Here is a 26,192-nt window from a genome sequence, read left to right as displayed (position 1 = left end):
GCACATAATGCTCTTTTTCTCAAGGTGCATTGCCCATGATTTTCCTGAACCTGTCAGAAAAATCAGATCACCAGTTTCTGGCTGATATATTCCTCAAATTCCTTTCGCTTTACCAGCTTTTTGGTGCCTACGAAAAGAACAAACGGACAGTTGGGTGAGCGCAGCATACTGTCAATTTTGTTGATCCCAATATTGCTGTATTCGGCGGCCTCCCTCGTTGTGAGGGTCATCTTCAAGTGGATTGGTACTTTTTCCATACGATTATCCATGCTGCATCCTCCTTTATGTAGACAGATTGAACGGCTATTTTGGGGGATAGAGGGAAAATCCCCCGGCCCCTTTGTACTGCTTCTGAAATTCCGTGCAAATAAGCGGCTTTTGTGAGGTTATTTGTCTACTCTCGACCGCCGTTTTCGGGCATAGGCGGCTTTCTGTTTCCGATGTACGTTGGCTGCACAGTCGGCACAGTATTTGGCACGTCCAGAACCGGCAATGAAATAAGAACCGCAAATTTGACAGCGCCTGCTTCCCCGGGGGCGTAAAATCTCATTTTCAAGATTTGGGTCACTGGGCAGCACTGCGTGACGGAAATACCGGCAATTCAGGCTGTAACTGATGCTCTGCGGACAGACCTGCTCTTCGCCGTCATCCAGCAGCAGGCAGCTGCCGTCTGCGTAATTGCAGCATCCTTTGACGAGCCTTCGGACGCTGCGGGCCTGCTTGGGTGTAAGGCGGGGTAAGGTGCCATCAGGCTGCCGATCAATCGGTTTCTGCACACATATTTTCCTCCACATACAGTGCTACCTCCTTCTTTGTAATGAGCTTAGCGTTGGCCGGATAATTGAGTGTTATCACTGCCGGTCTGCCGAGACCCTGTTTTTTGCGGCAAATTAAACCGCTCTTTTCCAGCTGCTGAAAGATCCGTGTGACGCTTTGACGGCTGCGATGCAGCTTTTCTTCTGCCTGCTCCACCGTAAAATAGAGCCGGATCGCGCCATCCTTTTCAATATAGCCGTTGACCTTGGAAATGCTTGCCCGATCCAACATCAGTGCATACAGCACCTTTGCATCGTTGCCGAGACCTGCAAAGCAATCGTCCATTAGAAAGCGTGGAAACGGTATATATGAGGCTGCCGGACTTTCTGTGGTGAACTTGTAGAATAACGGTTTCATACATCCTCCTATCCCATCTATCCATTCTGTGTATTGATTGGATTGATGGATGATTTTCTTGAGAGTTGATTTTTTCTTATTGATTAGGGTATGAATTTCATACATGATAACCGTCTGAATATCCACGGCCAAGAAATCCGGTTAGGGTACGGTCTTGAGGGGTGCAAAATCCATGAACTGAAAAGCCGTATACGGAAAAACCGTACACGGATAAGCCCAATGCGGAGATCATAGTTCAGCTTGTTGTGCCTGTTTCAGTAGTTCCCAGATTTCTTTCTGTTTCGCCTTTAATTCGGCTACATCCTCGGCGTAGAAGTGATCGGTCTGGTTGATGCGGCGACAAATCTGGTTGATGTTAGCAGAAACCCGGCTGACGGCAGCTGCCAACTTTTTTTGTTCGGTGTAATCCACCTTGATGATGTAACCGTCAATGAGCATTTTCCTTGCATATGCCCCCACGTTTTTTGTGCCAAGCTGTGCCATCTTGTGGCGAATCAACTGGCGCTCCTGCTCGGTCACGCAGATTTCAATGCGAATTGGTCTGGTGCGGTTGGCCATGTGGAATCCTCCTTTCACCCTACAACGGACATTCAATGCCGAAAACTTGGTACCTACGGCAAAAAAATATAGAACCCCTTCACTTTACAACGGACATTTTCTGTGAAAAAAACAGGGTGCTCCTCAAAAACTTTTGAGGGATAGTAGGGAAGAAACAAATTGCCCTTCACTTTACAACGGACATTTTTAGGCCGCTTTGGGGGGGACTCCAAAAAAATTTTTCTTCACCCTGCAACAGGCATCTTCTGCCGGAAATCTGGTATTCAAAGAGAGAGTTTCACAACTCTGCGGAGTTGTGAAAACCGCCGGTAAAAAGCAATTACTTCGTAATCACTTCATACCGGCGGTTGTAAAATCTGCCTTATTCAAAACACAGGGATTTTATGCAGAAGCCAAAAAGGAATCGTGAGGATAGAGAGAATAGCAAGCACAGTCGGTGTCCGTACACCCGGCGATTTTGGCTTGTTGGGAACATCCCAAACCCTGTGTCCTTTGTTGACTTTAATCGTAATTAAAAGAACATTATTTTCAAAATGTTTCTGAACGTGCCGTTGACTATCATCATAATAGTGGCTATAATATTATTGCGTTAAAACAGTGAGGTGACTGCATGAACTATATTGCCGAACTTACTGACATTGCCAGAGAACATGGCGGGATTATCGAAACAAAAGTTGCGGCGCAGCGCGGCATATCCAAGGCCATGCTCTACAAGCTGTGCAAAGCAAATAAGATCCAGCGTATTGTAAAAGGGCAGTATATTCTGCCGGATGAACTGGAAGATGAACTGCTGTCTATCAGCAGGCGGTCGGCTCAGATTGTTTTCTCCCACGAGACGGCCTTGTTCCTCCACGGCATTTCTGACCGCACTCCCTTTGAACACACGATCACCGCCCCATCCGGATGCATCCCTTCGGCGGCAATCAAGGCGGAGTGCAAGGTGTACTATATCAAGCCGGAGTTGTTTACCTTGGGCCGGACAGAGAAAAAAACACCTGCCGGGAATCTGGTGCCCTGCTATGATCTGGAACGTACCATCTGCGACTGTGTCCGCAGCCGCAATAAGCTGGGGACGGAAACTTTTCTGGCGGCGTTAAAGCTGTATGCAGCCAGCCCGAAAAAAGATTTGAATCAGCTGAATTCCTACGCAAAGCAGATGCGGGTTGCCAATGTTTTGCGCCAGTATTTGGAGGTGCTGTTGTGAGCAAAGCCATGAGTTTGAAGGCAAAAATCCGAAATATTGCCAAACAGAAAAATATCCCTGCCCAGGTAATTTTGCAGAACTATATGTTTGAACGGCTGCTGGTTCGCCTTGCCGCCTCTGCCTACAAAGAGAAGTTTGTCCTGAAAGGCGGTATGCTGGTGGCGGCCATTGTGGGGCTGGACAACCGTGCAACGATGGATTTGGACACTACCCTAAAAAATCTGCCTTTAACGCCGGAGGCAATTCGCTCCGCGCTGGAAGAAATTTGTGCCATGCCCTCTGACGATGAAGTGACTTTTGAGTTCGGTACGATTTCTCCCATCCGGGAGGACGATATTTACGGTGGCTATCGGGTCGCCCTGACCGCAAAATTTGAAACGCTGCTTACGCCGCTGAGCATCGATGTGTCCACCGGAGATGCCATCACGCCCCATGCGGTGCCCTATCAGTTTGCCGAGATTTTTGACGAGGAAAAGTCTTACGAACTGTGGGCCTACAACATCGAGACCGTTATGGCCGAGAAGGTAGAAACCATTCTGCGGCGCAGCGTGTTCAATACTCGCCCCAGAGATTTCTATGATGCCTACATACTGGCTTCCACCCAGAAATTTGACAAGGACGTATTCGCTCAGGCACTGCGGGCAACAGCGGCCCACCGCGGTACCACAGAACAGATCGCCGATGTGCCGGGAATCCTGCGCAACATTGAGGAAAGCCCCCAGCTGCGGGCCATGTGGGAAAAATACCGCAAGCAATTCGCCTATGCGCAGGACATTACCTATGAGCAGATTCTGGATGCGGTAAGAATGCTGGTTGCGTAAACAGCAATAGCGCGTATCCAGCGGATAACGATGAATAATATGGGGAAAATTTAGTCCTGCCCAGACGGGACAGGTCTTTCACGCACATAGTTTTAGGAGGATTTCACCATGCCGACACTGGAATGGATTGGAAAAGAGAAAGTGATTAACCACCATTAGGAGGTGCCGTTCCGGGTGTTGGAGCGCCGGTACAGCTTTGATGAAAATGGACAGACGGACGCCGACAACGGCAGCGTGAATATGGTCATCCGGAGCGACAATCTGGAGGCGCTGAAAGCCCTGCTGCCCCGGTATGAGGGACGGGTGAAGTGCATCTATATTGATCCGCCCTACAACACCGGCAACGAGGGCTGGGTATACAACGACAATGTAAATGACCCCAAGATCAAAAAGTGGCTGGGTGAAGTGGTTGGCAAAGAGGGCGAGGATCTTTCCCGGCACGACAAGTGGCTGTGTATGATGTATCCCCGGCTGAAACTGCTGCAAAAGCTGCTGGCGGAAGATGGGGTTATTTTTATCAGTATTGATGATACCGAGTATGCAAATCTGAAACTGATTTGTGACGAAATTTTTGGAAACAACTGGAACGCCGCAGAAAGCAGCAGGAACAGCCCGAAAACACCCCCAAAACTGACACTATGCTGGACGAAGCGGAAAAGGCGGGAAACGCCTACAATGACGCAATCCGTCAGGGCGGGAGCGACCCGCAGACACAAAATCTTCCTTGGGAGGTACGGGAACAGGTGACGACATTCCATGTGCAGTCACAGTTTCAGGAGGACATCGCCACGCTGATGATTCCTCAGTTCTTTCAGGTGATCCCCCAGACGCTGTATACCGATGGGGATTTTGAACTGCTGGAAAAAGAACAGCTGGCCGAGGGCTTTACCTTGAAAGGCAAGCCCTACGATATTGATTTTGCTGCTGCCGACGATGAAATCGTGCAGGTGGATGTGCGCCAGAACGAAGGCGGACTGCCCAAGGTGTTCAAAATGTCCAATGCCGATCAGCGGTATTTCAAAGAATGTTTCAACAGCCTGCCGCCGGAAGGCCGGGTGCGCCGGTGCAAGGCGCTGATGCTGCGGCAGCTGAACAAGCTGAACATGGTGGATGCAGGAGAGCTTTCCGCCTATGTTGACCGCATTGTGGACGATATGGACAAAGCGCAGCTTGCGGCGATGGAAAAAGCACCGCTGGGCTACGCCGAAAAAATCCGCAGAAAGATCGAGCAGCTCCTGACGCAGCACTACAAAGAGACCTTTGCCCAATGGCTGGAAACGGAACGGGTTGTATGCAGGCCGTCTTACCGGCTGCCCAGCATGATTCATCCTGTTAACAGCACGGGTATGTTCGGCGGCTCCCTCTATCAAGCAGAGGAAGATATGAACCAGTTGGAGAAGGATCTAGTTATGGAACTGACTGCGCTGCCTAATATCCGCTGGTGGCATCGGAATATTGCACGGCAGGGATTTGCAATCAACGGATTTATCAATCATTACCCGGATATTATGGTCATGACCAACGGCGGAAAGGTTATCTTGGTGGAGACAAAGGGCGATCACCTGAAAAATGATGACAGCCGTGATAAAATCGAAGTGGGCCGTGCATGGCGCAATGCAGCCGGAAATCAGTATCGCTACTACATGGTGTTCCGGGACGGGGATAATCTGCCCAGTGGCGCAGTCAGCATGAGTCAGTTTTTGGAGTTGCTTCGCGCGTTGTGATTCTTTGTGCTAATCAGATTGGAGGAGGGATATTTCTTGAAGTTTTGTAATTTTCTCTTGCGTGTGGATGGAATACGGGAGGCGGCAAGAGACGATTTTGAGGCAGTGATCGAGAAGGGATTGCGTACATATAGACCCGTGCGCCAGAAATATCTGTATTCAATCGAGATGGAGATTGTAGAGGAAAGATTTTTCTGGATGTCCTGTGACTATGATGATGCAAAAAGATTCCGCGATTTTGTAATCAACAGAGAAACTGGCGAAAGGCAGCCGAATCCGAGGTCTAAAGAACAAATAGAGCCGAAGCAGCAATTTTTTGCCTGTTATGATTGTGCAACGCATATGCTGTATCTGAATGACATGACGCGACGGCCTTTTCTGGAAAAATACCTGAGTGATACACTTCAAAAAGAGTTCAAAATCAACAATGTTTACGCATCAGTGGATGAATTTTGCGATCGGGTAAAAACCATCCGTGGATTTCAATATACGCAAGTTGACAATCTGTTCAGTCGAAACAGCGACTTATTTATGCAGATCGGAAATATGTGGGGACAAGATTTGCCAAGCAAGATTCAGCTGAAAATGACATATGGCGATATTCCAGTGCATGGTGGCGGCAGGCAAATCATAGACATTTTCAGACATCATAAAGAAGAATTTGACAATGTCATTATAATCGGATGCGATGACGAAGGCGTAGAGCAAACCTTTGATTTTTCCTCTTTATTGAAGCATCTTGAGATTCATCCGGTCAAAGACGAAAATGAACAATTTACGCCCGATGAAGTGAAGGAGCTTCTGCTAAAGGAATTGAGGTGATTGTCCATGTATAAACGCCATAAGCGCCAGATTTTGCTTTGCGTAATAGTTACTACCGCTGCGGCGTTTATGTTCGATTTGAGCTTTGAACCAATCGCAGAGATTGCTGTCACGGTAGCTTCTATTGCAATGGGTGTATACATTGCGGCTGTTTCTGCACTGTTGGGAAGCCAATATGCCAAAGAGCTGAAAGAAACACCGGACAAAGAGCAGCCAACGAAAACATTGCTGGGGGTTTTAGCTGGATATTTTCGGTATGCAGGTATTTCATGCATTCTGCTGATTGTGGTAAGCTGTCTGTTTTTGATTCCGTCAAACATCAGCTTTTCTCCGTTGCTGTTAAAAGCGGGAGGAGCTGTATCATACGGCCTTTTTTCATCGAATATTCTTCTCCTTTGGCTTATTCTCCTGTTTTTGGTGAATTCCCTTGGGAAATCAGTCAAATGATTCTAAATGCCGAAATATTCGGGGGCAGCAGATGTGTTTCTGCTGCCTTTTTTCATGATGACATTCTGGTGCAGTGCTTCAGATGGTCATAAATACAGTAGAAGGATGTGATTGCTATGAAAATGCAAGTTCAATGGAGGGGGATGATGGGCCGATGCAGAATAAGGGTGTTTCCTTAAAGATCTGCGCCGGAATATAGTATGGCAAAACCGCTTGATCCCCAAAAAATAGAGGCGATGCGGCGATCCAGCGCAAGGGCAGAACGCAGAAATCAAAAGCGCAACCAGATGCGGGAAGAGATTGCACGCAACCAGTCCGGCAATGGCGTTATTGTGATTCCACCGCAGAAAAGCGCGGAGGCTCCTGCTCCGTTCAAAAAATTACGAGTAGCAGCGTACTGCCGCGTCAGCACACAGGAGGAACAGCAGGTCGGCAGCTTTGAGATGCAGGTGCATCATTTCACAAAGCGCATAGAGGCTAATCCCGAATGGGAAATGGTGGAGATTTATCAGGATGAAGGCATTAGCGCTACCACCATCGAAAAACGTCTCGGCTTCCAGAAAATGATTGCAGATGCTGTGGATGGCAAAATTGACCTGATATTAACCAAAAGCATCAGTCGTTTTGGAAGAAATATTGTGGATATTCTGAATAATCTTCGGACGCTGTCTGCGCTGAATCCACCGGTATCCGTCGAGTTTGAGACGGAAGGAATCACCTATACTGGTGACGGCAAAAATAATCTGCTGATTGCGCTTCTATCCGCACTGGCTGAAATGGAATCCCAGCAGAAGAGTGAAGCAATCAAAGCTGGCATCCGCTGGCGTATGGCTGAGGGTATCTATAAATTCTCGGTGCATAATACGCTTGGATTCTATCGCGATCACTTCGGACGGCTTGTGATTGAACCTACAGAGGCCCGAATTGTCGAGTATATCTATGAAAGCTGCTTGGAAGGAGCGGCACCCGCAGAAATAGCAGCGGCATTGACAGAGCAGGGGATCAAATCTCCGATGGGGAATGATAGCTGGTCTCCCGGTACCGTTCGAAGTATTCTAAGAAATGAAAAATACTGTGGAGATGCCTTGATGCAGAAAACCTATACCAAGGATTTTCGCACACATAGATCTGTAAAAAATACGGATTTGAATATGTACTTCAAGGAAAACCATCACACAGCGATTATTAAAAAAGAAGATTGGCTAAAGGTACAAAAGCTGCTGACAGAGAAACGTGGTACGCCCCCCAAAGCAAAACTGAGATTGCTGGGTACCCGATTCATTGTGAACCGTTTGAAAGACGGTTTGTTCAAAGGGTATCTGATTGTGGATTCCCGCTGGTCGTTTGCAGAGCGACAGGAATTTGTAAAAATGATACAAGAACCGCAAAATATGCAGAAGTAAAAGGATGGTCTATTATGAATTTTGATTTTTCCGCTTTGAATTTTGAAACGATTGATTCCAATATTAACGCATATCCCGATATGTTCCTGAACCAGAATGGCGTGACTTTCACGAAAAAGGTACTGGAGGATTTGGGGTATCCGGCCTACGTTCTGTGTTTGCTGGATGCCAAGGCGAAGGTGTTCGCGATCCGTATGTGCAAGAGCAACGAGCCGAAGGGCTTCAAATTTTCCAAGCCCAAGGGTGAGCAGAAAGGCGTTGTGACCATCGCCAATAAAAACCTGTTGGAGCCTCTGCGTGCGGTTACGGGAGAAAGCTGGATTCCGGGAAAGCGGTACCGCGTGCGCGGGTTCTGGGTTGCTGATGCAAAGACCATGTGCTTTGACTTGAACGAAGGTGTGCAGGAAGATTTCCGGCCTGTCGCGTCTGATGCCGAAGAAAAATAACGCATAGCAAGTCTACCCCAATGCATTGGAAGGATTACCCGACCGCTCTTTTGAATTTAGGTATGCAGTGCGGAAAAACGATTCTTCCTACTAAAGCCAAACAATAAAATGCGGCCACCGCAGGATATGTCCAGCGGTGGCCGTTTTCGTTCAAAAAATTCTCGGGATCGATATGGAGACATAAAGTTTAATGCGTACCTTTGTAGCAGTGTGCTTTCCCGATCGTTGTCGTATCGCCCATATATTTTACGCCATTTCTGTGTGGAAGTGCGTGGAAAGACATGGAATTATATGCGGCTGATTTTTCTGAAAATGCTTGTAACAGCAGGCTTTATCGGCTTTTGGGAAGATATAAGAAGTTATAAAATCAGGCCGGTCCCCTCCGATTCCTAATTTCATAGTTCGATCTATCTCCTTAATTTTTCGTTCGTGTTTCCTGGGGGAATGCGTTTGCAGGAGTCCGTTCGATCTGCCGGGCAGCCCGGAGCCGGTGGACGGGCAGCCGGATGAATGCGGGCCACTGTGGCCCGGAACGGGAGGCTCGGAGAGGTTTGGCGGAGCTGTCCTACAAAGAAAAGAGCATACCACTACATAGTAATGATACCATATAGCGATCTGTTTCTCAAGGCGGATTTTCGCCCTTTGGAACGGCGAAGAGCAGCATGCGGCCATTCTGGCGGGTCCATTCGTGTTGCGAAGGAAAAAACGGGAAGGATTGCGGGCGGAAACCTGCAGAGAACTGAAGGCTTTGATTTTTTGAACAATTTGGCTTTGAAAAGTTTGTCGAAATTTTTTTGAAGATTTTGAGCTTGCCGACAGAGGGGAAATCACCGTAACTGATATTATCAAAGTGGAATGATTGGTTAACAAAGTATAGGCGATTGAAAACAATACGACAAAAAACGACAGGTGAATTTGTTAAAAAGTAACTTTGTATTATCATTCTTGACCAAAAATAAGCGAAAGAACTGTTAAAGATGCTGCCTTTGTTATATTACGATGAAAAAATTGACAAAATAGAAATGCTTTTGTATAATTCGAACTAAAGATGACACGGAAATTTCAAGCTTTTTTCACGAAATCATTTTGAAAAATTGAAAAAAGCCAAAGCCGGAACAACAAATGCCTGCTGAAAAAGAGGAGAAAGCAGAGTTTTGTAGCAATTTTTGGATATTTTGTAAATGCTGTTTTGACTATTCACGTTAACGATGTTAACACGATAATAACAACTGGATTTGAACGAATCGAAAACATACGGAGCATATTCGGGCGATGAAAGAAAAAATAGAAAACAATACCATGGGAATAACGCCCAAAAACAAGCGCGGAAGTTTTTGGAAAACCGTTGGCAACGTGGCGTTTTATCTGGTTATGGCACTGATTCTGGTGTGGGCCTTCTGGTTTTCCAGAAGCGATGATCCCACCAAATCGGTTTTTGGATACCGCTTTTACTACATACAGAGCCCCAGTATGGAGCCGGATGTGCCGGTGGGGGCGGCGATTTTTACGAAAATTACCGATCCCGGCGAGATAAAAATCGGGGATGTGATCACCTACTATCTGGGCGATACCAGCGTATCCCATCAGGTCATCGAGATCCAGTCAGCGGGTGAGGGGATGCAGGAACTTTGGTTCCGTACAAAGGGCGTCGCCAACGAGGAGCCGGACCCGGAACTGGTGCCGGCGGAAGCGGTGGCGGGTGTAATGGTCCTTTGTATCCCCAGGCTGGGATTTGTGATGTCCTGGATCGGGGAGCACATGATGATGATCCTGTGGCTGTTCGGGTTGATCTGCGTTTTGTGTGTGCTGGTGCAATGGCTCGTGCGGGAAAGCAAAAAAGAGCCGAAAGAACCGCAGGAACAGCCTTGCCCCCAGGGGTAGTCCTTGCCCCCAGGGGTAGTGAAATTGGAACGAGCGGTGTCAATGTGAATGCTGCAGCCGTTGACACTGCAAAAAAGATGATATAAGGAGGAAAAAATGAAAATCAAAAAGAGCTTGGTCGTGGGCGGCGTGGCGCTGACCACGGCGGCACTGCTGTTCTCTGGCACGTTCGCGTGGGTCAGCAGCGTACAGGAAGCAACCAACCGGTTCTTGATGGAAGACTACAACGTTGCGCTGCATGACGTTCTGGATGGCACGCCTGTGGACAACGGCGGTTCCCATCAGGTGGAATGGGTAGCCGGTACCGAGGTCAACAAGGACATCTGGGTCAGCAACGAGGGTTCGGATAATATCCTGGTTCGCGTAAAGCTGATCGAGAACATGAGAATCCGCAAGGGCACTGAAGAAAAACTGAACGTGGAGAATGTGGTTCACGGCAGTGCTGAGGATGTACTTCATGATTACGTCACCTGGACCAACGGCGCGGCGGTCAAGACCTATGACGAGTGGAAGGAACTGAGCAAAGAGGAGCAGAGCGGCGAATACTGGGTACTGGCCGACGACGGCTATGCCTACTGGATGAAGCCTCTGGCACCCAGCGGCGATGAAGACGCTGTGGGCGCAGTGGGCAATACCGCCCTTCTGCTGGACGGCGTTACCCTGAACGAGGGTCAGGAAGGCGCCATCGAATACTCCATTAAGGTGGAGATGGATGCCATCGACGCCCAGCTGGCCGGCCTGAACGAGGAAGGCACCACCTGGACCGGCGAAACCGCCAAGGCGATGGCTACCGCCGCGGTATACGATCCGATTCAGGAAGAGATCAACCGCATTCAGGAAGACATTGCCAATCCTCCCACGGACAAGGAAGCCCATGTGAGCGCTTACCTGGCACAGAAGCAGAAGGCCCTGGACGCTTACAAGGCTGCCCAGAGCGCGCCCGATCCCGAAGAGAAGGAAGCTTATCTGTATGAAGCCAAATGGCGTGATCTGCGCGGTGAAAGCGAGATCGTCGGCGGCGATTACGTGAAGAGCCCCGGAAGCGGAGCGCAGTTCATCATGCGTGTGGATGACCGTCAGCCTGGTACCGGCGTTGTGGATGAGGCCTGCACCGGCACCATCGTGATGTACTACAGTAAGGATCTGCCCAATGCCCGCATTACTGATCTGAGCAATCCTGGCGTATGGCAGCACACGGATTATGTGGATGGAGTTCTGCGTGAGTACACCGTTACCGGTATCGAAGCTGGCGCCATGAAGAATGTGACCGCCAAGAACCTGATGCTGGAGAAGTGGAAGGCACATCCCGAACTGCTGAACGAGCACACCTTCGACGGCCTGACCACCACCTACGTAATCGTGGGCTACAAGGTTGCCGTCGGTCAGGAATTCCTGGATGATTTCAAGGCCGGCAAGTACGGTGTTCTGGCCAATGAAGTTCCCGAGGAAAACTACAAGTACTGGAAATAAGCGCAGCGTTTGGCTGTGAATCCGCATTTGCAGGCGGCCCGTTTTTGTGGGCGGGGCCGCCTGCAAAAATGCGGACAGGCCTTGTTTGAAGGCCACGCGGTTTCCGGCAAAGACTTATTTCAGGCCGTGTGCAGCAGAAAAACGGTTCTGCACGCGGCCTGATGTAAGGCTTTGGCGGATGTTTTTTCAATCTGCAAAAGAATTTTATTGGCACAGCAGGGAGGTATGGAACGCCATGAGGGAACACATGGGCAAAAAAACCTGGCTCCGGCGTTTGGGGGGACTGTGTGCGGCGCTGCTCATCTTTGTCAGCGCCATGGCCCAGGGCTCTTACGCCTGGACGGGCACGACCCAGACGGCAACCAATATATTCCTGCAGTATGAAAACTGCGGGAAGGTGCGTCTGGTAAAGTACGAAAAGGATACCCAGACCTCGCTGGCCAATGCGGTGTATGATCTTTACAAGGAAGATGGGACCCGAATGCCGGGGCGTTACACCACCGACGCCGAAGGAGTCATTGTGCTGCAGGATCTTGCGCCGGGAGAATATTTCCTGCGTGAGGTGCGCACACCCTATGGATATAACTTCGCAGACACGGAAAACGCGCTGCGGTTTACGGTACAGCCCAATGAAGAGGAAGTGCAGGAGCTGCGCGCGGAAAATATCCGGCGCAAAGCGGCGCTGACCATCCGCAAGGAAGTGGAAGGTCAGATGACCGATCCTGCCCATAAATTTACGTTCAATGTCTGGGTTGGCACGGAAGAGCAGACGTCCTTCGCCTACCGCATTTACGATGCGGCCGGAGTGCCCCTGACGGAACAGCTGACTCTGGTGAGCGGCCAGGCCATTTCTCTTTCGGCCGGCGAATTTGCCGTGGTGGAGGATATCCCGGTGGGAAGCGCCTATTCCGTGCGGGAAGTGTGCGAGCCCGGGTATGAGGTCGCCAGCACCGGCGCTTCCGGCACCATTCTGGAAGAGGGAAGCACCGCTGTGTTCCGGAATACCGTGAAAGAGACGGTACAGCCCTTGTATGGGGCTTTGACCATTACAAAAGAGGTTGAAGCCGTGAACGAGGGCGGAGACAACGAGCAGCCGGAAACTCCCAATGCGACGGAACCTCCGGCAACGGAAACTCCCGCCAGCCCGGAACCTCCGGCAACGGAAACTCCCGCCAGCCCGGAACCTCCGGCAACGGAAACTCCCGCCAGCCCGGAACCTCCGGCAACGGAGACTCCCGCCACTCCGGAGCCCCCGGCAACGGAAGCTCCTGCTACCCCGGAACCCCCGGCAACGGAAGCTCCCGCCACTCCGGAACCCCCGGCAACGGAAGCTCCCGCCACTCCGGAGCCTTCGGCAGCGCAAGCGATGGCATTGAAGACATCTGCTTTGCCTCAGCTGCGGAACGCATCCCAGAAGGCAGAGCCTGTGCAGCCGGTTGCGGATACGGCGCAGCCGGTACCAGCCCCGGAAGAAATCTTCCGGTTTACAGTCTGGATCGGCAATGACCCGGAGGCCGAATACACCTATACGGTGGATGGCGGTGCCCCGCAGACCCTGCGCAGCGGCGATACCCTGGAACTGCGGGCAGGTCAGAGCGCGGTCTTTGACCAGACGATTCCCGCCGGAACCTGGTATGAGGTCGTGGAACAGGAGCCCGGCGACTACAATGTTCGAACCGAAGGCAGCACCGGTACGGTAAAGACGGAAGGCAGCCTGGCCCGGTTCGTCAATACACCGGAGCGCACGGAGGGAGAACCTTCGGTGCTTCGCATCCATAAAATGATGCCGGATGCCGCGGCAGCAGACGAAAACGCGCGTTTTGCGTTCCGTGTACGCATCGGCAGCGATCCGGAAGCAGTTTTCACCTATACCGTGGATGGCGGCGAGGCGCAGAGCCTGAAAAACGGCGAAGTGATCTGGCTGGCCTATGGACAGACCGCAGAAGTTTCGGGCCTGACCTCCGGCACGGCCTATGCCGTCACAGAAGAGGTCCCGGCGGGCTATTCCTGCAGCAGCGAGCGTGCCTCCGGCACACTGGAGCCGGAGGGAACCACTGCTATCTTCCGCAATACCCTGCCCGCCGAACAGGAGCGCGGCAGCCTTACCATCGGGAAAACGGTGGTGAACGGCCTGGAGGATGCGGACCAGAGCTTTGACTTTGTGGTGACCATCGGCGAAGATCCCGAGGCAGAATATCCTTACATCCAATACAGTGCCGGAGAAACTCCGCAGCAAACCTCTGGTGTGCTGAAAAACGGGCAGACGGTCTCTCTGCGAAACGGAGAGAAGCTGGTCTTTGCAGACCTGGAAGCCGGTCTGACCTACTGCGTGGAAGAAAAGGACACCATGCCCGAGGGCTACGTGACGAGTGCCGTGGGCAGCTTTGGAACCATCACGGCCCAAGGTGTAAAGGCTGATTTTGAAAACCGCTATGTGGGCGTGCGCCCGGAAGAGGCGACGATCCTGCTGCAGGGCACAAAGCAATGGGATCATGGCGATACGCCGGACCAGCTGCGTCCCCAGGCAGTGAAGCTGAACGTACTGCTGGGCGAGACGATTGTGGCGGAGCAGACCGTCACTGCACAGCAGGAATGGAAGTATTCGTTTGACCTGCCCCGCTATCAGGCGGACGGCGTGACCCCGGCGGAATACACGCTGCGGGAAGAGCCGGTGGCCGGATATACAGCCTCTTATGGCGAAGCTTCGGCCGATGAGCAGGGCAACATCACGCAGGATGTTCTGAACACTGCCCTGGCGGCTGTGTACTACACACCCACACTGCAAAAGGAGCTGGCAGGCGACGAGCCTCCGGCAAAAGCCGAGTTCGTCTTTGAGCTCAAGGCGGAAGATGCCATGAGCCCGCTGCCGGAAGGCGCGACGGATGGAACGGCGCAGACCAGCATTACCGGTGCGGGTACCGCAGACTTCGGTGCGATCCGTTTTGACCGGGCCGGAAGCTATTCCTATACCATCCGGGAGCTGCCGGGCAGTCAGGAAGGCTATACCTATGATGAGTCCGTATACCGCCTCCTGGTTGAAGTGGAGGAGCAGGGCGGTGCGCTTGTGCTGACCCGTACGACGATGGAGCAAAACGGCAAGGAGACGGAGGAAATCCGGTTTGTGAACCGGTTCGAGAACAAGGCCACTCCGGAGCCTACCCAGACTCCTCAGCCTACAGACCGGCCGGAGCCTACTCAGGCACCTCAGCCCACGGACCGTCCGGAACCCACCGGGGCCCCGGTGCCCACCAGCCCGGCCCAGACACCGGTTCCCACGCCTGTAGCCACCGAGCGTCCGGCAGCCGGAACAGCAGGGACCGGCGGGGAAGACGGCACAGAACCGACGCCCCCCGCGCCCACTGCAGCACCGGAACCGGAGCAGACCCAGCCGCCGGAGGAATATGAGGACATAGACCCGGAGGAAACACCTCTGGCAGGCGGCACCAAAACGTCCTGGGCGCTGCTCAATCTGATTCTGATGATCCCGACAGTTCTGAGCGGCCTGGCTTCCCTGCTGTGGAGCCGGAGCAAGGAACAGAAGGCGGAACAAGAGACGGCGACCCGCGGAAAGAGACAGATGTTCTGGCGCATTGCCGGAGCGGTCGTGGCTATAGCATCCGTTGTGGCCTTCTTCCTGACGGAGGATATGCAGCTGCCCATGGTATTTGTGGACCGCTGGACGATTCTGATGGCCCTGCTGGCAGTGATTCAGATTGTGGCTCTGGTTCTGCGCCGCCCCGGACGGGAGGAACAGGACTGACCACCCCGTGAATCAGACCAATTGAAGCAAAACAAATAAGAGTGCGGCATCCGTTAGCGGATGCCGCACTCTTGTTTATTGGATATTGTTTCGAAACTCAGGTTCCGGCAGAGCCGCTTACAGGCTGCGGCCAAGCTCGTAGCCGTCCCAAATGGCGGCCATGATGTTGCGCACCTTGTTGGAGTCGCCGATGTTATGTACCGGCACGTCGCCCTGAGCCAGTTTGTTGTACAGGCCGTCGTTTGCCCGGTAACCCACGCAGCAGATCAGCGTGTCGCAGGGAACCTGGAACTGTTCTTCGCCCTTGCGCACCGTCACCTGATCCGGTGTGGTCTGCTCCACCACCGCATTGTCATGGATGGTTACATGCTCGTGGTTCAGCAGATCCTCCAGCATGAACTGATTCATATGGGGCACCACGCCGTGGCCGCCCAGCCGGTCGGATTTTTCCACCAGGGTGACCTTGTGGCCCCGCAGTGCTGTGACCCGGGCAGTCTCCATGCCGCCCACGCCGCCGGTGACCAGGATATTCTTCTTGCGCAGAGCGGGCTGCAGGCCGTAAATCTCCTCCCGACCGCAGGCAGGGTTTACCGCGCAGCAGACCGGGCCGTTGGCGATGCGGCCCAGCAGACAGCCGTCGTGGCAGCCCAGGCAGGGACGCACCTCATCTTCACGGCCATAGCGGATCTTGGTCACGTATTCCGAGTCGGCCAGCAGCGGGCGGCCGTAGCTCACGATGTCGCAGCAGTCGCCGATGGCGGCGTTGGCCATCTCGGGGTCGTCCATGCGGCCGGCCAGGATGATGGGCACGTTCACGTGCTGCTTCAGGATGCGGGCATATTCATTGTATACGCCCTTGCCGAAGTACATGGGCGGATGGTTCCAGTACCAGGAATCGTAGGTGCCGGCATCCACGTTCAGCATGTCGTAGCCGGCTTCCACCATCAGCTTGGCCGCCTGGATGCCTTCCTCCACATCGCGGCCCGTCTCCTGGTAGTCCTCGCCGGGCAGGCCGCCCTGGCGCAGGCCCTTCATGCAGCTCTTCAGGCTGTAACGCAGGCTGACGGGGAAGTCCGGTCCGCAGACCTTCTTGATGCCCTTCACGATCTCGGTGGCCACGCGCAGGCGGTTTTCCAGTGAGCCGCCGAACATGTCGGTGCGGTGGTTGTAGATGCTGATGGCGAACTGATCCAGCAGATAGCCCTCATGCACCGCGTGGATCTCCACACCGTCGAAGCCGGCCTTTTTCGCAATGGCGGCAGACATAACGAACTGCTTGATAAGCTTCTGGATCTCCTCCACGGTCATCTCGCGGTGGATGACGCTGGGGTCAAAGCGGTTGCCCTGCTCAGAGGGAGCAATGTTGTTTTTGATGAAACCGGGCAGGGCGCTGCGGCCCAGGCCGCCGGTGAGCTGCAAAAAGATCTTTGCGCCGTAGGCATGGACGCGGTCGTTCATGCTGCGGGTGCTGTGGATAAAAGCCACAGGGCAGGTGGTGGGGCAGGGCAGCGCCACGGTAGGGAAGCCCTCGATGGTGGTGTCTACGCTGCAGATGCCGGTGATAATCAGGCCGACATCATTTTTGGCGCGCTCCACATAATAATCCTGCAGGCGCTGATTGAATCCGCCATTGCTGTCTGCATAGCCAACGGGGCCCATCGGGGCCATGGAAGTGCGGTTCTTCAGGGTCAGCTTGCCGATGGTGACCGGCTCGAATAGCTTTTGATACTTCATACGACGTCCTCCTGTTTGAGTGGATGGAATTTCACAGAATTGATTCGGCGAATTTCTTCGGTTAAGTCCTACCACAGAGAAAAAGACCCGTCAAGAGATTAACATGTACAAAAAAACAGGCTGTATTTTGGTAAATACAGCCTGTTTCAGGTTAATGTTTTGTTATGCGGTGTAGCTTTTCAGATAGTTGGAAACCAGCTCCAGCGCGAAGGCCTTCAGGTCATAATTGCCCTTGCACTGGCACCAGTTGTACAAAACGCCGCGGGAGATGACCAGAATCTCCCGGCAGATATCCTCCGCCGGTTTTTCGCTGCGGATCACGCCGTTCTGCTGCAGGTGGGCCAGAATGCGGGTCAGTCCCAGAGGAAGCCCTCGCTCGGGCGAGAGGAAAAAGTCGGTGCCTTCGGTCAGCTGAGCCTTGTAGATCTGCAGGATGCTGTCCACGCCAAAGTCCATGGCGTACTGCATCTGACAGGCGATGTACTGAAGCACTGCGTTTTCGGTGCAGTCCTCCGCCAGGCTGGGGTATACCGTTTCGGTAAAATAGGCGTCACACTGGGAGTAGGATTCGATCACGATGCCCGCCTTGCTTTTCAGATGATGATAAAACGCGCCGGTGGAAACCCCTGCGGCACGGCAGATGTCCTCGATCTTCACGTTGTCGAAGCCCTGCTCCTGGATCAGCCCCATGGCCACGTTCAGCAGCTTTTGTTTTGTCTGCTCGGCCTGCTGCTTCCGGCTGGTCTTTGCCGGGGCGTTGTTTTGTTCTGCCATCGGTCCCGCTCCTCAATAGATAGAATCGAACAATCGTTGTGTCCTTCTGCACTATAGCAGAATCCGGCGGGAAACGTCAATAGAAAAGCGTCGGGCCGGCCACGTACAGGCGGAATGCATAAAAGAATGCTGGCTTTCCCTGTGTTCTTTTTTTATCCACATTTCTATTGTATAATAGATACAATTACTTGAATACCTGAAACAATCCGGGCCGCGGGGATACCCCGCGCTGCCCGACAAAGAAAAAGGAGCGGGAGAATATGCCCAACCAGAAAATTTTGATCGTGGACGATGACCAGAACATCTGCGAGCTGCTGCGTTTGTATCTGGCCAAGGAAGGCTACGAGACTCTGATCGCCCACGACGGCGAAAAGGCCCTGGAGCTGTTTGAACAGAACAAGCCCAACATGGTGCTTCTGGACGTGATGATGCCCAAGATGGACGGCTGGGAGGTCTGCCGCCGTATCCGTGCCCAGGCCAACACCCCCATCATCATGCTCACCGCCAAGGGCGAGACCTTCGACAAGGTGCTGGGCCTGGAGCTGGGCGCCGACGACTATGTGGTCAAGCCCTTTGATTCCAAAGAGGTAGTGGCCCGCATCAAGGCGGTGCTGCGCCGCTGCAACCCGGAGGAATCCGGCAAGGACGGCGTGATCCAGTTCGAGAACCTCTCGCTGGACATGAGCCGCTACGAGCTGAAGGTGAAGGGCAAGGTGGTGGAGGCTCCCCCCAAGGAGCTGGAGCTGCTGGCCTATCTGGCCGGTCATCCCAACCGGGTGTTCACCCGCGACCAGCTGCTGGACGAGGTGTGGGGCTTCGAGTACTATGGCGACTCCCGCACCATCGACGTGCACATCAAGCGCCTGCGGGAAAAGCTGGAGGGCGCCAGCGAGCAGTGGAGCCTGAAGACCGTTTGGGGCGTGGGCTACAAGTTTGAAGCAAAGGATTGATCGCGCGTGAGAAAAAGCATCAGTTCCATGTATTTCAGCACCACCGCCATTCTGCTGATTGTAAGCACGGCGGTGATGGGCCTGATCCAGATGTATCTGGTGATGGGCTATTTCCAGGACGACAAGCGCAGCACCCTGAACGACGTGGTGCAGGTGACCGCCATGCAGGTGCAGGAGGATTCCCCCCTGCGCCGCCTGCTGGAGGACGAGAGCGCCCGCATCAGCGTACAGGACCAGATGAAGCTGATCGGCCGCACCAGCAGCACCAATCTGCTGCTCACCGACGCCTCCGGCCAGGTGATGCTGTACACCCAGAACGAGGCCGAGCAGCTGATCGGCAGCCAGGTGGACGCCGAGATCCTGCGCCAGGCCCAGGAAGAGGACGGCTTTTTTGAGACCGGTACGCTGGGCGGGCTGTACGCCGGCAAATACTACACCGTGGGCCGGGTCATGCGGGACGAGACCGGCGCGGCCAGCGGCTATGTGTTCGCCTCGGCCAGCGCGGCCAGCCTGAACGTGTTCGTGAGCGACATGTTCTCCATCTTTGTGCTCAGCGCCGGGCTGCTTTTGCTGGCGGCCAGCCTTCTGGCCATCTTTGTGACCAACCGGCTCACCACCCCGCTGCGGCGCATCAGCGAGGCCGCCCGCAAGTTCGGCAGCGGCGATTTCAGCGTGCGCGTTCCGGTGGACGGCAACGACGAGGTGGCCCAGCTGGCGGTGACCTTTAATAACATGGCCCGCAACCTGGAGACCATCGACTCCTCCCGGGCCAGTTTCATGGGCAACATCGCCCACGAGCTGCGCACCCCCATGACCAGCATCAAGGGCTTCATCGACGGTATGCTGGACGGCACCATCCCCGACGACATGCGCCAGCACTATCTGGGCCTGGTGAGCCAGGAGGTGGGCCGGCTGACCCGCCTGATCCAGAACATGCTGGACATCTCCAAGCTGGAGGCGGGCGAGTACCGGGTGAACGCCCAGAGCTACGACATTTGGGAGAGCGTCACCGGCGTGGTGTTCAGCGCTGAACAGCGCATTCAGAACCAAAAGGTGGAGATTCAGGGCCTGGCCCCCACCCGCACCCTGGTCTATGCGGACCAGGACCTGGTGTACCAGGTGATCTACAACATTCTGGACAATGCCCTCAAATTCACCCCCGAGGGCGGCTATATCCGCTTCTCGGTGAAAAAGAGCGGCGGCATGGTCACGGTGTCCATCCGGAATTCCGGCCAGGGCATCGGGGCGGACGCGCTGCCCTTCGTGTTCGAACGCTTCTATAAAGAGGACAAGAGCCGCGGGCTCAACGCCCGGGGCAGCGGACTGGGACTGCACATCTGCAAGATCCTGGTGGGCCTTTCCGGCGGCAAGATCTGGGCCGAGAGCGAGGAGGGCCAGTGGTGCCAGTTCAGCTTTACCTTGCCCTGCGACCCGCCCCCGGAGCAGCGGCGCAAACAGCCCGGAAAAAAGTAAAAAGATAAGAGGTGCGGTTTCCGGCCAATGGGCTGGAAACCGCGCTTTTTGTTGTTTTTGTGCAAAAAACGTGAAAAGGGTTATGGCGGTTTGCTTTTTAGCGGGAAATAGGATAAAATTATACTGTATATCTTTGCGCACGCTCTGACGTTTTACGATTTGTAGAGCGGGCCCGTTGCGCGTGATCCATAAGGAGGACCTTTCCCATGACTCAACTGAGCCCCTCGATTCTGGCGGCGGATTTCGCCCGCCTGGGCGAACAATGCCGGCAGGTGCTGGACGCCGGAGCCGACATGCTGCACTTCGACGTGATGGACGGCTGCTTTGTGCCCAACATCAGCTTTGGCGTGCCGGTCCTGCAAAGCCTGCACAAGGCCCTGCCCGAGGCCTTTTTCGACGTACATCTGATGATTCGCCGCCCGCTGGACTATGTGGAGGGCTTTGTGAAGGCCGGCGCGGGCTGCATCACCTTCCATCTGGAGAGCGAGAGCGATCCGGGTGCAACCATCGACGCCATCCACGCGGCGGGCTGTAAGGCGGGCCTGTCCATCAAGCCGGGCACCCCGGTGGAAGCTCTTCTGCCTTACCTGGACCGGCTGGAGCTGGTGCTGGTGATGAGCGTGGAGCCGGGCTTCGGCGGCCAGAAGTTCATGCCCAGCGCGCTGGAGAAGCTCAAGGCGCTGCGGGCTGAGTGCACCGCCCGGGGCCTTTCGCCCTGGCTGGAGGTGGACGGCGGCGTGGACGCGGTGACCGGACCTGAGTGCGTGGCCGCTGGCGCCAATCTGCTGGTGGCGGGCAGCGCGGTGTTCGGCAAGGCCGACATGGCCGCCGCCGTGCGCGGGCTGAAGAGCCTGTGACCGGCCCAAATTTTGCAACGAAGGGAGCAGAGCACTTGAAGGAACAACAACTGGCCCGTATCCGGCAGGATAAGGGCGTTCATCGAGATCTGTTTTATATGTGCCTGCCGCTGCTGGCCATGGCCTTTGCGTTTTACGGGCTGCGGTCGGTGCTTTTGTGCGGCACGGCGGTGATCGCCGCCAACCTGAGCGACCGCCTTGTGGCCCGCCTGCGCAGCCGTCCCTATGAAAAGGGCGAATGGAGCAGCGAGGCCTTTGCCTTTATGCTGGCCCTCATCCTGCCCGCCACGGTGAGCTACTATGTGGTGATCGTGGGCGCGGTGGCGGCGGTGCTGCTGGGCAAGGAGGCCTTCGGCGGCTACGGCTGCTATGTGTTCCACCCCACCGCCGTGGGCTATGCGGTGGTGGCGGTGAGCTGGCCCGAGCAGGTGTTCCGTTATCCGGAGGCCCATCTGTTCCAGGGCCTGCCGCTGGGCAGCGTTTCCGGTGTGCAGCTGGTGGATTCCCCCCTGCATGCCTTAAAGACCGGCGGTCTGCCCACACTGGATAATACCACCCTGTTTCTGGGCAACTACGCGGGCCCCATGGGCGTGACCGCCCTGCTGGTGATCCTGGCCTGCGCGCTGTTTTTAGCAAACCGGCGCCGGCTGCATCTGAGCGTTGTGTTCGGCTTTCTGATCACCTGTGCGCTGGTGGCCTTTGTGGCCCCCCGCCTGGGCGACATCCCCGCCTTCAGCATGCCCTGGACTTATGTGGCCGACCGGCTGGCGGTGATGAAATACGAGCTGTGCAGCGGTGGACTGCTGTTTGCCGCGGTCTACCTGATGGCGGACCCGGTGATCTGCCCCACCAACCGGATCTCCCGGATTTTGTACGGGGCGCTCAGCGGCTTCATGGCCATGATGTTCCGCTACTACGGCAACTACGAGACCGGCGTGTGCTTTGCCATCCTGGCGATGAACGCCTTCTCCGGCTGGCTGGACCGGGCCGTGCTTCGCATCCTGCACCGAAAGGGGGTCGTGCGCCGTGAACTCTAAAAAGGCGAAATACCTGTCGGAAAACATGGAGCGCATCGCCCGGCGGGATCGAATCTTCCTGAACAACCCGGTCATTATGCAGGGCATGGGCCTGGCGCCGCTGGTGGTGGCCGCCACCAACGGCATGAATGCCCTGATGCTCAGCGTGGCGGTGCTGCTGCTGCTCACCCCCACCCGCGTTGTGGCGGCCATGGTCTGCCGCACCGGCCGGGGCCAGCTGCGGGCGCTGGTGTACTGCTTCACCAGTTCGATTCTGTACATCGGCGTCTATTTTGCACTGCGCGCCATGTTCGACGTGGAGATCCTGCAGCTGGGCGTCTATCTGCCCATGCTGGTGGTGGAGCCGCTGATCATCAAGCGGTACGAGCGGCCCCAGCCCGAGCGGGTGATGACCGCCCTGCGCAAGGGCCTGCGCACCACCGCGGGCTATGTGCTGGTGCTGATGCTCATGGGCTGCCTGCGGGAGATTCTGGCCGCGGGCACCCTGTTCAGCGCCCCCATCCCCCGGCTGAGCACCACCCTGCTGCCCATGGCCAGCCTGCCCGCGGGCGGGTTCATCCTGTTGGGCGTGGTGTGTGCCATCTGGCGTGGTTTGGTACGGGCCTATAAAAAACATGTGCATACGGAGGCGAGACGAGGCGAATGATGGAAGTAATAAAAGCCTGCAGCACCTTCTTTTTGTATGCTGTAACGGCGATTTTCGCGGAAAACGCGGTGTTTAGCCGGGCGATGGGCGTGTCCCGCCTGGTGAAGCTGGTGGAGGACTCCACCGTGGACACCCTCACCTTCGGGGGACTGCTCTGTCTGATCCAGCTGGTGGCGGCGCCGCTCACCTACTGGGTAAACCTGCTGCTCACCCCGCTGAGCTGGCGCAACGCCGTGCGCCCGTTTTTGTTCATTCTGTGCAGCACGGTGGCCTTCTTTGTGGTGCTGGGCGTGCTGCTGCTGGTGCTGAAGGAAAAAGCCCGCCGCATGCTGGCGGTGCTGCCCATGGCCACCTTCAACACCGCAGTGCTGGGCGTGCTGCTCATCGCCGCCACCCAGAGCTTCAATCTGGTGCAGACCATGGGCTTTGCGCTGGGCAGCGGCATGGGCTACACCGCCGCCGTGGTGGTGGTGAGCGAGGGCCAGCGGCGCATGCGGCAGGACATGGTCCCCGGCAGCTTCAAGGGCCTGCCCATTACCCTGATCTACATCGGTATCCTGGCGCTGGCCATCTACGGCTTTACCGGACACCGGATCTCCATTGGTTGACACAGCGCGAAGGGCGCCAAGCGCCCACGCGGAAAGGCGGCTTGATTTCGTATGGCAAAGAAAAACCTGGGTAAAGTAAAGCGGTACCGGCGCAGCTTCTACACCGGCCGGCAGCGCGCAGCGCGCATCATCGGCGGCGCGGCGGCTCTGGTGGCCCTGTTCGTGGCGGGCTGGCTGGTGGGCCCCGCGGTGATCAATTTCGGTACCAGCACCTGGTACAGCATCATGCGGGGCGATTCCGACAAGGCCCCCACCAGCACCTCGCAGAGCGTTTCCCAGCCCGAGAGCGGCAGCGGCGAGAGCCAGGGCCAGGCGGCCAGTGAGCCCCAGCCCACGGCCCAGCCCCAGCCGGAGGGCGATATGACCCAGGGCGGCTGGGCCTTCCTGGACCCGGCCAGCCTTACCAGTGCGGACGCAGCGGCGCAGCTGGCTGGCCAGCTGGCCGGTGAAGGCGTGCGCTATGCGGTGGTGCCCTTGAAGGACAGCACCGGCAGCGTGTATTACGCCAGCGCTCTTCCGGCGGCGGCAGCCGGCCTTTCCACCACCCAGATCGACGGCGCGGCCGTGGCTTCGGCTCTGAAAGAGCAGGGCATCGTGCCGGTGGCGGGCGTGTGCGCCTTCCAGGACCCCCTGGCGGCCAGCGCCAATCGGGAGATGGCGGTGAAGTATCAGGGCACGGATTATCTGTGGCTGGACGCTGCCCAGGACAAGGGCGGCAAGGCCTGGCTGAACCCCTGGTCCAGCGCCGCGGTGGACTACATCGGCGGCATCATCGACGAGGCGAAGGCCATGGGCTTTGAGCAGATCTGGCTCACCGGCGTGCAGCTGCCCACCACCGCAGGCCGCGACAAGGCCAGCTATGGCGACACCGCGGGCGTGACCGAGGCTCAGTGCCTGGCAAACGCTCTGGCCGCCTGGCAGGAAAAGGCCGATTGCTGGGTGGAATATCCGCTGAACGTGGCCAGCGGCCAGGAGACCCGCCTGACCGGCGGCACCATCGACGCGCTGGGCATTGAGAATCTGGCCATCCGGGTGGACGGCGAGCTCACCGAGGAGACCCAGACCCAGCTGGACGCCGCCAAGGCAGCGGCCAAGGGCTGCGCCTATGTGGGTGTGCGCACCGGCGACGTGTTCGCGGTGGAGGCGGGCCAATGAGCCAGCCCTGCTTTTGCCCCGGGGAGCTGCTGCTGCCCGGGGAACCGATTTCCGTTGAGCAGTGGGCCTGCCCCTCGGCGGGCGCTTTGAGCCGGGAGAGCTGGCAGGAGCTGGAGGCCCGGGGGGAAAACGCCCCCGGCGCCATGCGGCTGCTGGTACCGGACGCGCTGCTCCAGCGGGTGGAGACCGGCCAGCGGCTGGCCGCGGCAAAGGCGGCCATGGAACGGGCGGAAGAGACCCTGACGCGGGCAGTAAATGGCGTTGTCTATCTGGAGCGCACCCTGCCCGACGGCCGGGTGCGCCGGGGCCTGGTGGGCCTGGTGGACCTGGAGCAATACGATTTTGCCGAGGGCAGCCGCACCCCGGTGCGGGCGCCCGAGGCGTTGGCCGCCCGGCAGGTGCTGCCCCGGCTGGACCGCTGGGAGGACGCGGCGCTGCAGAGCAGCCACATCCTGCTGGCGGCGGACAAAAGCGAGGCGGAGCTGTTTGCTCCCCTGGCGGACATACAAAAGGAAGAGCCCCTCTATGAGGGGAATTTGAGCTATGGCGGCGGCAGCGTGAAGGGCTGGGCGGTGGAGGACACCGCCCGCTTGAACGCTCTGGCGGCGCTGTTCGATGCGGAAAAAGCACCCGAAGGCGCGGTGCTGCTTGCCCCGGTGAGCGGCGGGGAAGACCTGGCCGCCGCCCGGGCCTTTTGGATGCTGGCGAAAGAGGAGCTGAGCGAAGCGGAGCGGGAAGGGCATCCGGCCCGGTTCTGCCTGGCCGAGGTGTGCAGCATCCAGAGCCCCGGCCTGCGCCTTGCCCCCGCCCACCGGCTGGTGATGGGGGTGCAGGGCCTGCCGCTGCTGGCCGCCTTCCGCACCTGGTGCGCCGGGCAGGGGGTGCGTCTGGAGGACGAACCCGCGCCGGAAAGCCTTCGGCCGCTGTGCTTTGTGTACGGGACCTGGCAGCGGCAGGTGTGGCCCACCGGCGGCCGGTGGCCGCTGGCTGCGGGCCTCTTGGAGGCCTTTTTGCAGGATTACCTGCAAGCCAATCCCGCCTGCTTTACCGACCGGATGGCCGATGAGGCCGAGCTGCGGGAGCTGGCGGCGGACGGCAACACCGGCATTTTGCTGAGCGAGACAAACGAGGATCTGTTCCGGGGCCTTTGCGGGGGCGGGTTTCTGCCCCTGGGGCTGTTTGCGCCCCTTCCGGCCCGGGAACAGCGGTACGAGCTGGAGTGCAGGCGCATCCGCTGAGAGCGCCGCGC

At 56.1% G+C, this 26,192-nt stretch carries 24 protein-coding genes and 1 pseudogene; 19 read left to right on the top strand and 6 right to left on the bottom strand.

All coding sequences use genetic code 11. From position 1 onward, the window contains the following. Positions 1 to 62 precede the first annotated feature (62 nt). The 4 genes from B5G03_RS06400 to B5G03_RS06385 all read right to left on the bottom strand — a co-directional run bounded on the left by B5G03_RS06400 (position 63) and on the right by B5G03_RS06385 (position 1,731). Complete coding sequence (locus B5G03_RS06400; protein WP_006573485.1) at positions 63 to 269, bottom strand: excisionase; 207 nt, start codon at positions 267 to 269, stop codon at positions 63 to 65. 117 nt (positions 270 to 386) lie between these two features. After that, positions 387 to 794, bottom strand: coding sequence for a cysteine-rich VLP domain-containing protein (locus B5G03_RS06395; RefSeq protein ID WP_083870425.1), 408 nt, complete (start codon positions 792 to 794; stop codon positions 387 to 389). Continuing rightward, complete coding sequence (locus B5G03_RS06390; RefSeq protein ID WP_052647213.1) at positions 760 to 1,173, bottom strand: replication initiator protein A; 414 nt, start codon at positions 1,171 to 1,173, stop codon at positions 760 to 762. The genes B5G03_RS06395 and B5G03_RS06390 overlap by 35 nt, the downstream gene beginning before the upstream one ends. A 228-nt stretch (positions 1,174 to 1,401) precedes the next feature. Next, positions 1,402 to 1,731, bottom strand: coding sequence for a plasmid mobilization protein (locus tag B5G03_RS06385; RefSeq protein ID WP_006573488.1), 330 nt, complete (start codon positions 1,729 to 1,731; stop codon positions 1,402 to 1,404). A 610-nt stretch (positions 1,732 to 2,341) separates the two neighbouring features. Here B5G03_RS06385 and B5G03_RS06380 point away from each other — a divergent pair. From B5G03_RS06380 to B5G03_RS06330, 11 genes and pseudogenes are all read left to right on the top strand, one after another. After that, the gene (locus B5G03_RS06380) at positions 2,342 to 2,935 is read left to right on the top strand and encodes a type IV toxin-antitoxin system AbiEi family antitoxin domain-containing protein (protein WP_087180908.1); all 594 of its coding nucleotides are present in this window, start codon (positions 2,342 to 2,344) and stop codon (positions 2,933 to 2,935) included. Beyond that, positions 2,932 to 3,756 carry a nucleotidyl transferase AbiEii/AbiGii toxin family protein gene (locus B5G03_RS06375; RefSeq protein WP_242962317.1) on the top strand — a complete coding sequence of 275 codons (825 nt, stop codon included), beginning with the start codon at positions 2,932 to 2,934 and terminating at the stop codon, positions 3,754 to 3,756. The genes B5G03_RS06380 and B5G03_RS06375 overlap by 4 nt, the downstream gene beginning before the upstream one ends. A gap of 162 nt (positions 3,757 to 3,918) precedes the next feature. After that, positions 3,919 to 4,332: pseudogene (locus tag B5G03_RS06370) on the top strand (DNA methyltransferase); the annotation flags it as partial. Positions 4,333 to 4,499: 167 nt separating this feature from the next. Further along, the gene (locus tag B5G03_RS06365; protein WP_206423608.1) at positions 4,500 to 5,480 is read left to right on the top strand and encodes a hypothetical protein; all 981 of its coding nucleotides are present in this window, start codon (positions 4,500 to 4,502) and stop codon (positions 5,478 to 5,480) included. Between the two features lie 36 nt (positions 5,481 to 5,516). After that, positions 5,517 to 6,302: a hypothetical protein gene (locus B5G03_RS06360; protein ID WP_087180907.1), complete on the top strand. Its 786-nt coding sequence runs from the start codon at positions 5,517 to 5,519 to the stop codon at positions 6,300 to 6,302. Between the two features lie 6 nt (positions 6,303 to 6,308). Continuing rightward, positions 6,309 to 6,749 carry a hypothetical protein gene (locus B5G03_RS06355; RefSeq protein ID WP_006573576.1) on the top strand — a complete coding sequence of 147 codons (441 nt, stop codon included), beginning with the start codon at positions 6,309 to 6,311 and terminating at the stop codon, positions 6,747 to 6,749. A 200-nt stretch (positions 6,750 to 6,949) separates the two neighbouring features. Then, the gene (locus B5G03_RS06350) at positions 6,950 to 8,152 is read left to right on the top strand and encodes a recombinase family protein (RefSeq protein WP_006573578.1); all 1,203 of its coding nucleotides are present in this window, start codon (positions 6,950 to 6,952) and stop codon (positions 8,150 to 8,152) included. A gap of 14 nt (positions 8,153 to 8,166) precedes the next feature. Next, entirely contained in the window at positions 8,167 to 8,598 is a 432-nt protein-coding gene (locus B5G03_RS06345) for a hypothetical protein (protein WP_006573579.1), read from the top strand. Positions 8,599 to 9,870: 1,272 nt separating this feature from the next. Further along, entirely contained in the window at positions 9,871 to 10,479 is a 609-nt protein-coding gene (locus B5G03_RS06340; protein WP_087180906.1) for a signal peptidase I, read from the top strand. A 96-nt stretch (positions 10,480 to 10,575) separates the two neighbouring features. Continuing rightward, complete coding sequence (locus B5G03_RS06335) at positions 10,576 to 11,949, top strand: hypothetical protein (RefSeq protein WP_087180905.1); 1,374 nt, start codon at positions 10,576 to 10,578, stop codon at positions 11,947 to 11,949. A gap of 247 nt (positions 11,950 to 12,196) precedes the next feature. Continuing rightward, complete coding sequence (locus tag B5G03_RS06330) at positions 12,197 to 15,709, top strand: DUF7601 domain-containing protein (protein ID WP_087180904.1); 3,513 nt, start codon at positions 12,197 to 12,199, stop codon at positions 15,707 to 15,709. Positions 15,710 to 15,826: 117 nt separating this feature from the next. Here the strand turns inward: B5G03_RS06330 and B5G03_RS06325 are convergent, their stop codons facing one another. Together B5G03_RS06325 and B5G03_RS06320 are read right to left on the bottom strand one after the other, a co-directional pair. After that, a complete protein-coding gene (locus B5G03_RS06325) occupies positions 15,827 to 17,443 on the bottom strand; it encodes an oxidoreductase (protein ID WP_087180903.1) in 1,617 nt (538 codons plus the stop codon). A gap of 162 nt (positions 17,444 to 17,605) precedes the next feature. Then, entirely contained in the window at positions 17,606 to 18,217 is a 612-nt protein-coding gene (locus tag B5G03_RS06320; protein ID WP_087180902.1) for a TetR/AcrR family transcriptional regulator, read from the bottom strand. 260 nt (positions 18,218 to 18,477) lie between these two features. Between B5G03_RS06320 and B5G03_RS06315 the strand changes: the two genes are divergently transcribed. The 8 genes from B5G03_RS06315 (at position 18,478) to B5G03_RS06280 (ending at position 26,181) form a co-directional block, all read left to right on the top strand. Next, a complete protein-coding gene (locus B5G03_RS06315) occupies positions 18,478 to 19,167 on the top strand; it encodes a response regulator transcription factor (protein ID WP_087180901.1) in 690 nt (229 codons plus the stop codon). Positions 19,168 to 19,173: 6 nt separating this feature from the next. Beyond that, complete coding sequence (locus B5G03_RS06310; protein WP_087180900.1) at positions 19,174 to 20,640, top strand: sensor histidine kinase; 1,467 nt, start codon at positions 19,174 to 19,176, stop codon at positions 20,638 to 20,640. A 206-nt stretch (positions 20,641 to 20,846) separates the two neighbouring features. After that, the gene (gene rpe / locus B5G03_RS06305) at positions 20,847 to 21,497 is read left to right on the top strand and encodes a ribulose-phosphate 3-epimerase (RefSeq protein WP_087180899.1); all 651 of its coding nucleotides are present in this window, start codon (positions 20,847 to 20,849) and stop codon (positions 21,495 to 21,497) included. Between the two features lie 35 nt (positions 21,498 to 21,532). Next, positions 21,533 to 22,534: an RnfABCDGE type electron transport complex subunit D gene (locus B5G03_RS06300; protein ID WP_087180898.1), complete on the top strand. Its 1,002-nt coding sequence runs from the start codon at positions 21,533 to 21,535 to the stop codon at positions 22,532 to 22,534. Continuing rightward, the gene (locus B5G03_RS06295) at positions 22,524 to 23,180 is read left to right on the top strand and encodes an Rnf-Nqr domain containing protein (RefSeq protein WP_242962315.1); all 657 of its coding nucleotides are present in this window, start codon (positions 22,524 to 22,526) and stop codon (positions 23,178 to 23,180) included. The genes B5G03_RS06300 and B5G03_RS06295 overlap by 11 nt, the downstream gene beginning before the upstream one ends. Further along, a complete protein-coding gene (locus B5G03_RS06290) occupies positions 23,177 to 23,788 on the top strand; it encodes an Rnf-Nqr domain containing protein (RefSeq protein ID WP_087180897.1) in 612 nt (203 codons plus the stop codon). Before B5G03_RS06295 ends, B5G03_RS06290 begins: the two co-directional genes overlap by 4 nt. Positions 23,789 to 23,839: 51 nt before the next feature. Further along, positions 23,840 to 24,943 carry a putative glycoside hydrolase gene (locus tag B5G03_RS06285; RefSeq protein WP_087180896.1) on the top strand — a complete coding sequence of 368 codons (1,104 nt, stop codon included), beginning with the start codon at positions 23,840 to 23,842 and terminating at the stop codon, positions 24,941 to 24,943. After that, positions 24,940 to 26,181: a DUF1015 family protein gene (locus tag B5G03_RS06280; RefSeq protein WP_087180895.1), complete on the top strand. Its 1,242-nt coding sequence runs from the start codon at positions 24,940 to 24,942 to the stop codon at positions 26,179 to 26,181. The genes B5G03_RS06285 and B5G03_RS06280 overlap by 4 nt, the downstream gene beginning before the upstream one ends. The last annotated feature ends 11 nt before the right edge of the window (positions 26,182 to 26,192 follow it).

The organism is Gemmiger sp. An50 (assembly GCF_002161595.1).
Lineage (GTDB): Bacteria > Bacillota > Clostridia > Oscillospirales > Ruminococcaceae > Allofournierella.
Note: the sequence above shows the minus strand (reverse complement) of the source record. Positions and strands in the feature narration are given on the sequence as shown.

Coding starts and splice junctions, on each gene's coding strand:
- B5G03_RS06395 (WP_083870425.1), bottom strand. CDS start 794: ATGTGGAGGAAAATATGTGTGCAGAAACCGATTGATCGGCAGCCTGAT.
- B5G03_RS06320 (WP_087180902.1), bottom strand. CDS start 18,217: ATGGCAGAACAAAACAACGCCCCGGCAAAGACCAGCCGGAAGCAGCAG.
- B5G03_RS06325 (WP_087180903.1), bottom strand. CDS start 17,443: ATGAAGTATCAAAAGCTATTCGAGCCGGTCACCATCGGCAAGCTGACC.
- B5G03_RS06290 (WP_087180897.1), top strand. CDS start 23,177: ATGATGGAAGTAATAAAAGCCTGCAGCACCTTCTTTTTGTATGCTGTA.
- B5G03_RS06400 (WP_006573485.1), bottom strand. CDS start 269: ATGGATAATCGTATGGAAAAAGTACCAATCCACTTGAAGATGACCCTC.
- B5G03_RS06335 (WP_087180905.1), top strand. CDS start 10,576: ATGAAAATCAAAAAGAGCTTGGTCGTGGGCGGCGTGGCGCTGACCACG.
- B5G03_RS06330 (WP_087180904.1), top strand. CDS start 12,197: ATGGGCAAAAAAACCTGGCTCCGGCGTTTGGGGGGACTGTGTGCGGCG.
- B5G03_RS06350 (WP_006573578.1), top strand. CDS start 6,950: ATGGCAAAACCGCTTGATCCCCAAAAAATAGAGGCGATGCGGCGATCC.
- B5G03_RS06315 (WP_087180901.1), top strand. CDS start 18,478: ATGCCCAACCAGAAAATTTTGATCGTGGACGATGACCAGAACATCTGC.
- B5G03_RS06340 (WP_087180906.1), top strand. CDS start 9,871: ATGAAAGAAAAAATAGAAAACAATACCATGGGAATAACGCCCAAAAAC.
- B5G03_RS06345 (WP_006573579.1), top strand. CDS start 8,167: ATGAATTTTGATTTTTCCGCTTTGAATTTTGAAACGATTGATTCCAAT.
- B5G03_RS06380 (WP_087180908.1), top strand. CDS start 2,342: ATGAACTATATTGCCGAACTTACTGACATTGCCAGAGAACATGGCGGG.
- B5G03_RS06355 (WP_006573576.1), top strand. CDS start 6,309: ATGTATAAACGCCATAAGCGCCAGATTTTGCTTTGCGTAATAGTTACT.
- B5G03_RS06385 (WP_006573488.1), bottom strand. CDS start 1,731: ATGGCCAACCGCACCAGACCAATTCGCATTGAAATCTGCGTGACCGAG.
- B5G03_RS06280 (WP_087180895.1), top strand. CDS start 24,940: ATGAGCCAGCCCTGCTTTTGCCCCGGGGAGCTGCTGCTGCCCGGGGAA.
- rpe (WP_087180899.1), top strand. CDS start 20,847: ATGACTCAACTGAGCCCCTCGATTCTGGCGGCGGATTTCGCCCGCCTG.
- B5G03_RS06390 (WP_052647213.1), bottom strand. CDS start 1,173: ATGAAACCGTTATTCTACAAGTTCACCACAGAAAGTCCGGCAGCCTCA.
- B5G03_RS06285 (WP_087180896.1), top strand. CDS start 23,840: ATGGCAAAGAAAAACCTGGGTAAAGTAAAGCGGTACCGGCGCAGCTTC.